Source organism: Mesorhizobium sp. M4A.F.Ca.ET.090.04.2.1, from assembly GCF_003999085.1.
Lineage (GTDB): Bacteria > Pseudomonadota > Alphaproteobacteria > Rhizobiales > Rhizobiaceae > Mesorhizobium.
Window position 1 is genome coordinate 1 of record NZ_RZOT01000115.1, and the last position, 12,399, is coordinate 12,399.

Here is a 12,399-nt window from a genome sequence, read left to right on the forward strand (position 1 = left end):
CGATCATCCTGCCGGCGGGGAGATGGCGGCCACGCGCCCCGATCCAACGGCCTTCATCAAGGCGAACATGCGCCTTGCGCCCGTCGCCGCGCTTCCGGAAATCCAGATCTACAGCGCCCATCCTGGCAGCGGGCTGCGGCGGCTCGTCGATCCCGAGGCTGACGACGGGGACGCTGCGGCGCCAGAGCCGCAGCCGCCCTATTGGGCCTATGCCTGGGCCGGCGGCACCGTCCTTGCCCGTTACATACTCGACCGGCCGCAAGCGGTTGCGGGGCGCCGCGTGCTCGACCTCGGCGCCGGCTCGGGCCTGGTCGGCATCGCCGCGGCGAAGGCCGGAGCGCGCGCGGTGATAGCCGCGGAGATCGACCGTAACGGCATCGTGGCGCTCGGCCTCAACGCCACGGCGAACGGCGTCGCGATCACGGTGGTCGGCGAAGACATTACCGCCGGGCCGCCACCGGGGGTCGACCTGGTGCTTGCCGGCGACGTGTTCTACGCGCACGAAGTGGCCCGGCGGGTGATCCCCTTCCTCGACCGCTGCCTCGCCGCCGGCATCGAGGTGCTGGTCGGCGATCCGCGCCGCGCCGATCTGCCGCTGTCGCGGCTCAAACTGCTTGCCGAATATAAGGTACCGGACTTCGGCGATGCGAAAGGCACGGCGTCGAGGCCGAGCGGGGTCTTCTCGTTCGAGACGGTCAGATCGTTTCCTTGACCCGCGCGGCGAGGAAATCCGGCAGATCGGCAACCGAATTGAGCACGACATCGGCGATCGCCGACAGCGATTCCCGCGTGCCTGTGCCGGAGAGCACGCCGACCGCCAGCCCGCAGCCGCCGGCCCGCGCCATTTCGAGATCGTGGCGATTGTCGCCGACCATGGCGATCTCGGCCGGCTTCAGCCCGGTCAGGTCGGAGAAGGCGAGGACGGTGTCCGGTGCCGGCTTCGGCCTGGCCACCGAATCATAGCCATAGGCGGCGTCGAAAAGCTGCGCCACGCCGAGCGTCACCAGCGTCTTTTCCGCGCCGCTGGTCGAATCGTTGGTGGCGACGCCAAGCCGGTAGGATCGCCTGTGCAGGACGGCCAACGTCTCGACGATGCCCGGCAGCGCCACCGCCATGCTGGAGCCCTGCACCGAGGTGATCTCGTTGAAACGGGCCACGGCAAGCATCTGGTCCTCCTCGGAGAGGCGCGGGAACCAGAGTTCGACGACATCCATGTTGGTGCCGGAGGCGAAGATCGAATCGGGCTTGAAGCGCTTGCTGAGGAAATCGAAGCCGGCCGCCGCGAGCAGCCTGTCTGCCTTCCAGCGGTCGCCCTCGGCGGCATCCATGGCCATGAAGTCGGCAATGCCCAACCATGTCGCGTTGAAATCGACAAGCGTTCCGTCCTTGTCGAACAATATGCCTTTGATCTCCGCCAAGCCTGTCACTCCGATCCGCGCAATCGGTGAATGTGTCCCACCAGACCTGCAGTCGAGGCATCCCGCTTTGCGGCATTCTCCTTGCCTTCCACGACAGGCAGCAGGCCGGTTGCCAGTTCCTTGCCGAGTTCGACGCCCCACTGATCGAAGGAATTGATGTTGAACAGCGTGCCCTCGACGAAGACGCGATGCTCGTAGAGCGCGACCAGGCGGCCGAAGGTGCGCGGATCGAGCTTGCGGTAGAGAATGGTCACCGAGGGGCGGTCGCCAGAGAAGACCCGGTGCGGGGCGATCCTGTCGACGTCGGCCGCCTTCATGCCCTTGGCCAGCATCTGCGCGCGCGCCTCCTCCAGCGTGCGGCCCTTCATGAAGGCTTCCGACTGCGCCAGGCAGTTGGCGAGCAGGAGATCGTGGTGATGCTTCAGCTCCGGCTCGTGGCCGACAGCGGCGGCGAGGAATTCGACCGGGATGAAGTCGGTGCCCTGGTGCAGCAGCTGGAAGAAGGCGTGCTGGCCGTTGGTGCCGGGCTCGCCCCAGACCAGCGGGCCGGTCGGCGTGGTGACCGCGCCGCCGTCCAGCGTCACGCTCTTGCCGTTCGATTCCATATCAAGCTGCTGCAGATAGGCCGGCAGCCTGGAGAGCCGCTGGTCGTAAGGGATCACGGCGCGGGCCGGATATCGGCAGACGACCCGGTGCCACCAGCCGATCAGCCCCAGCAGCGCCGGCAGGTTCTTCTGCAGGGGTGCGGAGCGGAAGTGCTCGTCCATCTCGTGCGCGCCGTCGAGGACGGCGCGGAAATTACGCGGGCCGATGGCGATCATCACCGGCAGGCCGATCGCGCTCCAGACCGAATAGCGGCCGCCGACCCAGTCCCAGAAGCCGAACACGCGATCGGACGCGATGCCGAACTTCGCCACCAGGTCGAGCGCGGTCGAGACGGCGGCGAAATGCCTACCGACGGCTTCCTTGCCCAGCGCCTTCTCCACCCATCGGCGCGCCGTCTCGGCATTGGTCATCGTCTCGACCGTGGTGAAGGTCTTGGAGGCGACGATGAACAAAGTGGTTTCGGCCGACAGGTCCTTCAGCGTGTCGTGGATGTGGGCGCCGTCGATGTTGGAGACATAGTGCGCGCGCGGGCCGTCATGGTAGGGCGCCAGCGCCAGCGTCGCCATCACCGGGCCGAGGTCGGAGCCGCCAATGCCGATGTTGACGATGTCGGTGATCTTCTTTCCGGTGGCGCCGGCCGCCTTGCCGGAGCGGATGGCATCGGCGAAGGCGCCCATGGCGTCGAGAACGGCGAGAACCTCGGCCTTGGTATCCTGGCCATCGACCACGACGCCCTTGCCGGCTAGGTTGCGAAGCGCCGTGTGCAGCACGGCGCGGCCTTCGGTGATATTGATCTTCCTGCCTTCGAACATGGCGGCGCGGCGACCCGCCAGATCAGCGGCTCCGGCGAGCTTCTCCAGCATCGCCATCGTGTCGGCGTCGACCGCGCATTTCGACCAGTCAAGCAGGAGATCGCCGTCGGTGGCGGAAAACGTCGCGAAGCGTTTGGGATCAGCCGCGAAAGCTTCACGCATCGTGCCTTTGGCCGCCGCGCGATGTTCGCGCAAGGCGACGACTTGCTTGTCGAAGGTTGATTGATCCAATGCGGGCTCCTGGCGGGTTTTTGAACCTATGTTAACAGGCCGGATGTTTCCGGCGCATGTCGTCGCGACATTCTATCGAGCCGATTCCATTTCATTCAAGGGCGGCATTGCCGCACTGCATCACGCTTTGATGAGGCATGTCACCGGAGGCGATGACACCGCCCGTTTCGGCGTGAGTTTGCTTCGCGCAGGAGGCGATGAGGCTGCGCATCACGCCCTTTATCGCGCCTGTGACGACGCTGCGCGTCTCTCCTGCGACGACGCTGCGCGTTGCTCACCAACAGGTAGGCCGCGACGCTGCGACGACGCTGCGCGTCGCGCAATGGATCACTGGCATAAATCCCAGCGATCAGAAAAATTGATTGGCGCAACCCCTTGTGCCACCCCTACACTCGACTGGTCCAGCCAAGCACAAAAAGCTGGCCATCGAGGAAACCCTTCCATGCCACAGCGCAACGACACGGCCATATGGTCCGGCCTGTTCCGGATTTCGGCTGAATCCGGCCAGACCCTGCAGGCGCAGATCCGCCAGGCGATCGTCGCCGCCATTCTGGACCGGCAGATCGCCGCTTCCATGCCGCTTCCGTCCTGCCGCATCCTGGCCGAGAAACTGGGCGTCGCCCGCGGCACCGTGGTGCTCGCCTTCCAGCAACTGGTCGACCAGGGCTTTCTGGTGGCGCGCGAGCGGCGCGGCCATTTCGTCAATCCGGAAGTGCTCGCCACCCCCGCCAAGCCGCACCAGAAGGCCCCCGACCAGCAGAACGAGATCGACTGGAAGGCGCGCCGGCAGATCGCCGCCAGCGACATGCCGCCGCCGGCCAAGCACGACAACTGGATCAAGTCGTCCTACCCCTTCGTCTACGGCCAGTTCGATCCGGCGCTGTTCCCGACGGCCGAATGGCGCGAATGCAACCGCATGGCGCTCGCCGTTCTGGAGATCCGCAACTGGGCATCCGACATGGTCGACCGCGACGATCCGCTCCTGATCGAGCAGATCCAGGCGCGCCTCCTGCCGCGGCGCGGCATCTTCGCCAATCCGGATGAGATCATCGTCACGCTCGGCGCCCAGAACGCGCTCTATATGCTCGCCTCGCTGCTGATGACCAAGGGGTCGAAGGTGGCGATGGAGGATCCCGGCTATCCGGATGCCCGCTCGATCTTCCGCCTTGCGGGCGCCGACATCCAGCCGGTCCCGGTCGACCAGTCCGGCATCGTGACCTCCTCGATCCCGCAGGATTCCGGCTTCGTCTTCGTCACGCCCAGCCACCATTGCCCGACCATGGTGCCGCTGTCGGCGGAACGGCGCCAAGACCTCCTGGCGCGGGCCAACCGCCACAACCAGATCATCATCGAGGATGGCTATGACAGCCAGTTACTGGACGAGGCGCCGCAGCAGGCGCTGAAGAGCCTCGACCGTTCCGGCCGCGTCATCTATGTCGGCTCGATGTCGAAGACGCTGGCTCCGGGCTTGCGGCTTGGCTACATAGTCGCCTCGGCCGGACTGATCGCCGAGCTCAGGGCGCTGCGCCGATTCATGCTCAGGCACCCGCCGGCCAACAACCAGCGGGCGGTGGCGCTGTTCCTGTCGCTCGGCCATCACGAGGCGCTGGTGCGGCGTCTGTCCAGCGCCTTCGACGAGCGGCGCAAGCGTCTGGTCCATGCGATTTCCGCTTTCCTGCCCGAGTGGCGCTCGACCGACTCGGCCGGCGGCACCTCGCTCTGGCTCGAGGGGCCGCGCGGCACCGACTCGCGGGGCCTCGCCGAGGCGGCCGCCTCGCGCAGCGTCATCATCGAGCCCGGCGACCGTTTCTTCGACCGCTCGGAAAAACCGTCGCGTTTCATGCGCTTGGGCATTTCCTCGATCGCGCTGCAGCACATCGAGCCCGGCATACGGGAGCTCGCGACGGCCGCCGGCCGCAGACCCGCCGCGGCCTGATCGGACCTGCCGAATTCAACAGAGAGCCGGCCCAAGCCGGCTCTTTCACTTTGACACGACCCTCGATCGTTTTAGCATCCTGGCATATTCGACGGGACTGGCTGGCTCATAGGCTGCACCAATGCCGGCGGCATAGTCGAGCCACAAAGGGGACGAAGCAGGGCCGATGGTGGACCAACCGCCGCGTCCCGCCTCGCAGCTAAAGGTGGAGTGCTTCCATGTCAGTGGCTCTTGAGAAGCAGGATGCGCCTTCGGACCAGCGTTCGCGGCGATCCGGCGGGCGCGAAGCGCGCCGAGCGATGCGGGCGGCACCGCTTGCCGACGACATCAGACCGGTGCGGCCGGGCCTCGAAGGCGGCAGCTATGGACCGCTCAGCGAAAGCGACCGCGAGCGCATTCACGAGGCGGTGCTGACGCTGCTGGAGACGGTCGGCTTCGCCAACGCTATACCCTCCTGCATCGAGGCGCTGACGAGGGTTGGCGCGACCTATGGCGACGACGGCCGCGTCCGCCTGCCGCGGGCACTCGTCCTCGACACGATCAAGAACGCGGCCCGGCATTTCACGCTTCACGGCCAGGACCCCAAGCACGACATGGTGATCCAGGACAAACGCGTTCACTACGGCACGGCGGGCGCGGCCGTGCATCTGGTAGACGTCGAGAAGCGCGAATACCGCGAGTCCCAATTGCAGGACATCTACGACGCCGCGCGCCTGGTCGACGGCCTCGACAACATTCATTTCTTCCAGCGCACCATGGTGCCGCGCGACATTCCCGATCCGCTCGAGATGGATTTCAACACGCTCTACGCCTGCGTGATGGGGACCGCCAAGCATGTCGGCACCTCGTTCACGGTGCGCGAGAACGTCAAGCCGGCGCTGGAGATGCTTTATGCGATCGCCGGCGGCGAGGAAAATTTCCGTGCGCGCCCCTTCGTGTCGAACTCGAACTGCTTCGTCGTGCCGCCGATGAAGTTCGCCGAGGACGCCTGCGGCGTGCTCGAGGCCTGCGTCGAAGGCGGCATTCCAATCCTGCTTCTGTCGGCCGGCCAGGCCGGCGCAACGGCGCCGGCGGCGATTGCCGGAGCGGTGGTGCAGGCAGTCGCGGAAGTGCTGATGGGCCTGGTCTACGTCAACGCCATCAAGCCCGGCCATCCGGCGATCTTCGGCACCTGGCCGTTCGTCTCCGACCTTCGGACCGGCGCCATGTCCGGCGGCTCGGCCGAGCAGGCGGTGCTGACCGCCGCCTGCGCGCAGATGGCGCAATTCTACGACCTGCCGGGCGGCTCGGCGGCCGGCATGACGGATTCGAAACTGCCCGACATCCAGTCCGGCTACGAGAAGGGCATCACCAATGTGATGGCCGGCCTCTCCGGCCTCAACCTGGTCTATGAGTCGGCCGGCATGCATGCCTCGCTGCTCGGCTTCTGCCTGGAAAGCCTGATCATCGACAACGACATGCTCGGCCACTGCCTGCGCTGCGTGCGCGGCATCGAGGTGACCGACGAGGCACTGTCGATCGACACCATCGCCGATGTCTGCCTGAAGGGCCCCGGCCACTATCTCGGCAACGAGCAGACGCTGAAGCTGATGCAGACCGAATATTTCTATCCGGCCATCGGCGACCGCTTCTCGCCCAAGGAATGGAACGAGAAGGGCCGGCCCGACATTCTGCAGAGGGCGATCGCCGAGAAGAAACGCGTGCTTGCCGAGCGCTTCCCGCGCCACGTGCCGAAAACGGTCGACGACAAATTGCGCGCCCGCTTCGGCGAGATGATCAAGCTGCCGCGCGGCGGCATGGGCGGCTAGGCTGGGTTGAGCAGCCTACTCCGCGCTTAGGCCGAAGCGCTCGACCACCTCGGCGCTGATCAGCTTGGCATGCAGCGCCATCAGCACGATCTGCGCATCGAGGCTGTCGCCGGTCTCGAGCGCTTCCTCGATGCGGCGCTCCGCGTCCAGCCTGCGCTCGCGGCCGTTGGCCTGTTCGAACGTCTCGGGACTGGCAACGCAATAGCCGAACAGTTGCGCGAGCGACGCGTAGGCCTGCGCCGGCGGCTCGTCTGGCCAGTGATCCTTCATCAGATTGACGATGGTGAGCTTGACCCCCTCCGGCACAAGGGCGGGATGGAGGTCGGCGCCGCGCAAGGCGGCATCGAGCATCCTCAGATCGCCCGAGCGGCCGAACATGCCGAGGAAGCCTAGGGAAGAGCGCCGTTTCGTCATGGATGGTCCTGTCCGTTTGCCAGCATATGGCATCTCGCGCGCCGTTTTGCACAAGAGGACGTATTGCCCAGAGGAGCCAGGCGCCTATCTGGCGGGGCAATGGCCACAATCTGATCTGGTTTCGCGGTGGCCACAGAGGACCAGAACAAATTCTGCGAGGAGCGCCATGAAGAAGATCTATCACGGCAGTTGCCATTGCGGCGCGGTGCACTTCGAGGCCGATCTCGACCTCGCCGAGGGCATCCGCAAATGCAATTGCAGCTTCTGCTGGAAACTGGGCTACCGCAAATCCTTCACCGCCTACCAGGCGCTCAGGGTGACGGAAGGCGGTGACCGGATGCGGGACTACAAGGCAAGCCCGTCCAACTGGCCGGAAGGCGATATCAACCACTATATGTGCCCGAACTGCGGCGCGAATGTCTTCTCGCGCGGCTATCTCGATTTCATGGGCGGGAATTTCTGGGCTGTGAACGTCGCCTGCCTGGACGACGTCAGCGAGGAGGAACTCGCTTCCGCACCGATCATCTACGAGGACGGTAAACGCAACAGGCAGGACCAGGCGCCGGAGATCACCAGTTACCTGTAAGCGCAGCCGGACAGCAGCCCTAGGTCAGCAAAAACGGCGGCTTGATCCACGATCAAGCCGCCGTTCGCGCGAGCGAGGTTGCCGGCGCTCAGTGGTTGTCGCGGGGCACACCCCTGGTGTGCGCGACATCCTGGTACTTCACTGCCGGCTTCAGCACCATGCCGGCGTCAAACTGGTCGACGATGCCGCGCTGGATCTCCTGCCACGGCGTCTGGTGCTGGGGATAGTGGAAGCCGCCATTGCCCTGCAGTGCTGCGCGCCGCCTGGCGATCTCCTCGTCGCTGACAAGGATGTTGGCCGACCCCTTCTTCAGGTCGATGCGGACGCGGTCGCCGCTCTTGAGCAGCGCCAAGCCGCCGCCTATCGCCGCCTCCGGCGAAGCGTTGAGGATCGAGGGCGAGCCCGACGTGCCCGACTGGCGGCCGTCGCCGATGCAGGCCAGCGAATGGATGCCCTTCTTGATGAGGTAGGCCGGCGGCTGCATGTTGACCACCTCGGCGCCGCCCGGATAGCCGACCGGCCCGGCGCCGCGCATGAACAGGATGGTGTGCTCGTCGATGCCTTGCGCCGGATCGTCGATGCGGGCGTGGTAGTCTTCCGGCCCGTCGAAGACCATGGCGTTGCCTTCGAACGCCTCGGGATCGTGCGGATTGGACAGGTAGCGCTGGCGGAATTCCGGCGAGATGCCGCTGGTCTTCATGATCGCCGAATCGAACAGATTGCCCTTGAGGTTGATGAAGCCGGCATTGGCCTTCAGCGGCTTGTCGACGCTGTGGATGACTTCCAGGTTTTCGTTGGCGGCATCGCGGCAATTGTCGCCGATCGACTTGCCGTTGGCGGTGACCGCGTCGGGATGCGGCAAAAGCCCGCCCTTCAGCAGTTCAGCGACGACCGCCGGAACGCCGCCGGCGTGATGATAGTCCTCGCCGAGGTATTCGCCCGTCGGCTGCAGATTGACGATGAGCGGCACATTGAGGCCGACCTTCTGCCAGTCGTCATTGTCGAGCGGCACGCCGAGATGGCGGGCGATGGCGTTGAGGTGGATCGGCGCGTTGGTCGAGCCGCCGATGGCCGAGTTGACGACGATGGCGTTCTCGAACGCCTGGCGCGTCATGATGTCGGACGGTTTCAGGTCCTCATGCACCATGTCGACGATGCGCTTGCCGGTCTCATAGGCGATCTGGCCGCGCTCGCGATAGGGCGCGGGGATGGCGGCCGAGCCCGGCAGCTGCATGCCAAGCGCCTCGGCCAGCGAGTTCATGGTGGTGGCGGTGCCCATGGTGTTGCAGTAGCCGGTCGACGGCGCCGAGGAGGCGACGATGTCCATGAACTCGTCATAGTTGATCTCGCCGGCCGACAGCCGCTGGCGCGACTCCCAGACGATGGTGCCGGAGCCGGTGCGCTTGCCCTTGTGCCAGCCATTCAGCATCGGGCCGACCGACAGCGCGATCGCCGGGATGTTGACGGTGGCGGCGGCCATCAGCAGCGCCGGCGTTGTCTTGTCGCAGCCGATGGTCAGCACGACGCCGTCAAGCGGATAGCCGTAGAGCACCTCGACAAGGCCGAGATAGGCAAGGTTGCGGTCGAGCGCGGCGGTCGGGCGCTTGCCGGTCTCCTGGATCGGATGGCATGGGAACTCGAAGGGGATGCCGCCCATCGAGACGATGCCCTCGCGCACGCGCTTGGCAAGCTCGAGATGATGCCGGTTGCAGGGTGACAGATCCGAGCCGGTCTGGGCGATGCCGATCAGCGGCTTGCCCGACATGAGTTCGGCGCGCGTCAGCCCGTAGTTCAGGTAGCGCTCGAGATAGAGGGCGGTCATGCCCGGATTGTCGGGATTGTCGAACCACTCCTGCGAGCGAAATTTTTTCTTCTTGGTGGGGGCGCCGGCCATCGTGGTCTCCGTATTTGTATGACAAATCGATATGACAATGCGCGGATGCAGGCAAGGGGCACGCGCCATCCGAACCCGCACTTTGGTGCGATAGACATAAGTCTGCCCCTGCGCTAGGGCTTCCGGGCAGTCTTTCCGGGAGGTTCTTGATGGCTTTGGTGATCGAAGGCGAGGAACGGATTGCCGCACCCCTGCAAAAAGTATGGGAAGCGCTGAACGACCCGGACATTCTGAGGGGCAGCATCCCCGGCTGCCAAAGCCTGGAAAAGAAATCCGACACCGAAATGGCGGCAACCGTCGTGCTGAAGATCGGGCCGATCAAGGCGACATTCAACGGCGAGGTCGTGCTCAAGAACCTCAAGCCTCCGCATTCCTACACCATCCAGGGCGAAGGCAAGGGCGGCATTGCCGGCTTCGCCAAGGGCGGCGCCGACGTGACGCTGACCGCCGACAGCGCCGACACGACGGTGCTCAAATACGCGGCCAAGGCCGATGTCGGCGGCAAGATCGCCCAGCTCGGCAGCCGCCTGATCGAATCGACGTCGAAGAAGCTCGCCGGGCAGTTCTTCTCGACGTTCGGCGAGAAGGTCGGCGGCTGACCCTCGCGCCGAGGGATCACTCGAACACGATCGAGGGCACCGCGGCTTCCGCCGCGCCACGCTCCTCGTTGACCCTGTCCCAGACCTTTGCCGCAATGTCGCGGTAGATCTTCGCCTCGGCGCCTTCCGGCTTCGAGACCACCACCGGCGCGCCGGCATCCGAGCTTTCGCGAATGCCCATTTCCAGCGGCACCTCGCCGAGGAAGGTGACGCTCAGCCGCTCGGCCTCGCGCCGCGCCCCGCCATGGCCGAAGATGTCGTAGCGCTTGCCGGTGTCGGGGGCGAGGAAGTAGCTCATGTTCTCGACGATGCCGAGCAGCGGCACGTTGACCTTCCTGAACATGTTGAGACCCTTGCGGGCGTCGATCAAAGCGAGGTCCTGCGGCGTCGAGACGATGACGGCGCCGGCGAGCGGCACCTGCTGCGCCATGGTGAGCTGGGCGTCGCCGGTACCGGGCGGCATGTCGACGACCAGCACGTCAAGCGGGCCCCATTCGACCTCGCGCAGCATCTGCGTCAGCGCCGACATCACCATCGGGCCGCGCCAGATCATGGGCGTCTCCTCATCGACGAGGAAGCCCATCGACATCACCTTCAGGCCGTAATTCTGCATCGGCTTCAGGATCTTGCCGTCGACGGTCTGCGGCCGGCCATGGATGTTGAGCAGCCTCGGCATGGACGGCCCATAAATATCGGCATCGAGAACGCCGACCTTCAGGCCGTTGGCGGCAAGCCCAAGCGCCAGGTTGACCGCGGTCGTCGACTTGCCGACGCCGCCCTTGCCGGAGGCCACCGCGATGATCGCCTCGATGCCGGGCACGCCGCGCTTGCCGTGGCTGTGCGATGCCGGCACCTGCGGCACGGGGCGCTGCGGCGCGGCAGCCGGCGCCGGCCTCGGCGCGGGGCGCGGCGGCACCGGCGCTTCCATGCCGCCGCCCTTCCTCTCCGCCGTCAGCGCCACGACGGCGCCGGCGACGCCCGGAATGCCCTTGACCACGCGCTCGGCGGCGGCGCGCAGCGGCTCCATCTCCTGGGCGCGGGCGGCGGGCACGGTGATCGAGAAGAACACCTTCGAATCGGCAATAAAAATCTCCGAGACCAGGCCGAGGTCGACGATGTTGCCGGTGAAATCCGGCCCGTTGACCGTTTTCAGGCGCTCGATGACGGTTTCCTTGGTGACGGCCATGGTGTTTCCTCGGGGTTTTGGCGATGCAGATAGTGCAGTTTCCGGCAAGAACCAAGCCGTGGAGCAAAGGCTTGCGCGCGTGCCACGGAAAACGACCGATGGAGTCGGGTTTGCCCGACGCTGTTTTTGACCGATCCTCACTGCTTGCCCATGGCCGATCGATCAACGGGCCCTATCTCGGATGCCATGAGCGGCGACACAACAAATCCGGGAAGGAGACTGTCATGCTCGCAAACAGCAATGCCGCGGCCAATCTGGCGGTGAAAGATTTGACGAGAGCCAAGACCTTCTATGAGGGAACGCTTGGTCTCAAGCAGGTGGACGACATGGCTGGCGAACTGGTCGTCTACAAAAGCGGCGACACGGTCATCAACGTCTATCATTCGGAATTCGCCGGAACCAACAAGGCAACGGCTGTGACCTGGAGCGTTGGCGATGAGATCGATCCCGTCGTCAAGTCGCTGAAATCGAAGGGCGTCGCCTTCGAGCACTATGAGATGCCCGGCCTGTCGCTGGAGGGCGACATCCATGTCGGCGACGGCATGAAGGTCGCCTGGTTCAAGGATCCGGACGGCAACATCTTGTGCCTCGCGGGCGAGTAAGGGTCCGAGGCGCGATCCAGTTCGTGGTGCCGCGGCAGCGTCGTCTGGCGCAACCGCTTTGCTACGGATAGCCTGCGCCGATGATCGACAAGCTGGAATTCTTCATCGCGCTCGCCAGGGAGGAGCATTTCGGCCGGGCGGCGGAAGTGTGCGGCGTCACCCAGCCGACGCTCTCGGCGGGGATCAAGCAGCTTGAGGAGCAGCTCGGCGTCATGCTGGTGCTGCGCGGCTCGCGCTTCCAGGGCCTGACCCCGGAAGGCAGGCAGGTGCTGGGTTGGGCGCGCCGCATCGTCGGCGACAGCCGCAC

General features: G+C 65.5%; 13 protein-coding genes. 8 read left to right on the forward strand and 5 right to left on the reverse strand.

Annotated elements, in window-relative coordinates; translation table 11 throughout:
- The first annotated feature begins 22 nt into the window (after positions 1-22).
- On the forward strand, positions 23-712 hold the full coding sequence (locus EN781_RS10770; RefSeq protein WP_126056745.1) for a 50S ribosomal protein L11 methyltransferase: 690 nt from the start codon (positions 23-25) through the stop codon (positions 710-712).
- On the opposite strand, the gene EN781_RS10775 is transcribed toward EN781_RS10770, so the two are convergent.
- Both EN781_RS10775 and pgi read right to left on the reverse strand, forming a co-directional pair.
- Positions 696-1,418 (reverse strand): HAD family hydrolase, encoded by a 723-nt coding sequence (locus EN781_RS10775; RefSeq protein WP_126056746.1) that lies wholly within the window; start codon positions 1,416-1,418, stop codon positions 696-698. The two genes, EN781_RS10770 and EN781_RS10775, sit on opposite strands and share 17 nt — an antisense overlap.
- Before the next feature lie 5 nt (positions 1,419-1,423).
- The gene (pgi, locus tag EN781_RS10780) at positions 1,424-3,067 is read right to left on the reverse strand and encodes a glucose-6-phosphate isomerase (RefSeq protein WP_126056747.1); all 1,644 of its coding nucleotides are present in this window, start codon (positions 3,065-3,067) and stop codon (positions 1,424-1,426) included.
- 197 nt (positions 3,068-3,264) lie between these two features.
- Here pgi and EN781_RS34250 point away from each other — a divergent pair, with 197 nt between their 5' ends.
- From EN781_RS34250 to EN781_RS10790, 3 genes are all read left to right on the forward strand, one after another.
- On the forward strand, positions 3,265-3,429 hold the full coding sequence (locus EN781_RS34250; protein WP_189347468.1) for a hypothetical protein: 165 nt from the start codon (positions 3,265-3,267) through the stop codon (positions 3,427-3,429).
- Positions 3,430-3,509: 80 nt separating this feature from the next.
- Positions 3,510-5,003, forward strand: a complete 1,494-nt coding sequence (locus EN781_RS10785) for a PLP-dependent aminotransferase family protein (protein ID WP_127399970.1) — start codon at positions 3,510-3,512, stop codon at positions 5,001-5,003.
- Between the two features lie 218 nt (positions 5,004-5,221).
- On the forward strand, positions 5,222-6,811 hold the full coding sequence (locus EN781_RS10790) for a trimethylamine methyltransferase family protein (protein WP_126056748.1): 1,590 nt from the start codon (positions 5,222-5,224) through the stop codon (positions 6,809-6,811).
- 15 nt (positions 6,812-6,826) lie between these two features.
- Here the strand turns inward: EN781_RS10790 and EN781_RS10795 are convergent, their stop codons facing one another.
- A complete protein-coding gene (locus tag EN781_RS10795) occupies positions 6,827-7,225 on the reverse strand; it encodes a hypothetical protein (RefSeq protein WP_126056749.1) in 399 nt (132 codons plus the stop codon).
- A 166-nt stretch (positions 7,226-7,391) separates the two neighbouring features.
- On the opposite strand from EN781_RS10795, the gene EN781_RS10800 reads away from it, so the two are divergent.
- Positions 7,392-7,811: a GFA family protein gene (locus EN781_RS10800; protein WP_126056750.1), complete on the forward strand. Its 420-nt coding sequence runs from the start codon at positions 7,392-7,394 to the stop codon at positions 7,809-7,811.
- A gap of 88 nt (positions 7,812-7,899) precedes the next feature.
- On the opposite strand, the gene EN781_RS10805 is transcribed toward EN781_RS10800, so the two are convergent.
- Entirely contained in the window at positions 7,900-9,705 is a 1,806-nt protein-coding gene (locus tag EN781_RS10805; protein ID WP_126056751.1) for an IlvD/Edd family dehydratase, read from the reverse strand.
- A 149-nt stretch (positions 9,706-9,854) separates the two neighbouring features.
- Here EN781_RS10805 and EN781_RS10810 point away from each other — a divergent pair, with 149 nt between their 5' ends.
- A complete protein-coding gene (locus tag EN781_RS10810) occupies positions 9,855-10,304 on the forward strand; it encodes a carbon monoxide dehydrogenase subunit G (protein ID WP_126056752.1) in 450 nt (149 codons plus the stop codon).
- Positions 10,305-10,320: 16 nt separating this feature from the next.
- On the opposite strand, the gene EN781_RS10815 is transcribed toward EN781_RS10810, so the two are convergent.
- A complete protein-coding gene (locus tag EN781_RS10815; RefSeq protein ID WP_126056753.1) occupies positions 10,321-11,490 on the reverse strand; it encodes an Mrp/NBP35 family ATP-binding protein in 1,170 nt (389 codons plus the stop codon).
- 224 nt (positions 11,491-11,714) lie between these two features.
- Here EN781_RS10815 and EN781_RS10820 point away from each other — a divergent pair, with 224 nt between their 5' ends.
- Together EN781_RS10820 and EN781_RS10825 are read left to right on the forward strand one after the other, a co-directional pair.
- A complete protein-coding gene (locus tag EN781_RS10820) occupies positions 11,715-12,092 on the forward strand; it encodes a VOC family protein (RefSeq protein WP_126056754.1) in 378 nt (125 codons plus the stop codon).
- 80 nt (positions 12,093-12,172) lie between these two features.
- The coding region (locus EN781_RS10825; RefSeq protein WP_145965480.1) for a LysR family transcriptional regulator at positions 12,173-12,399 on the forward strand (227 nt) is incomplete at its 3' end.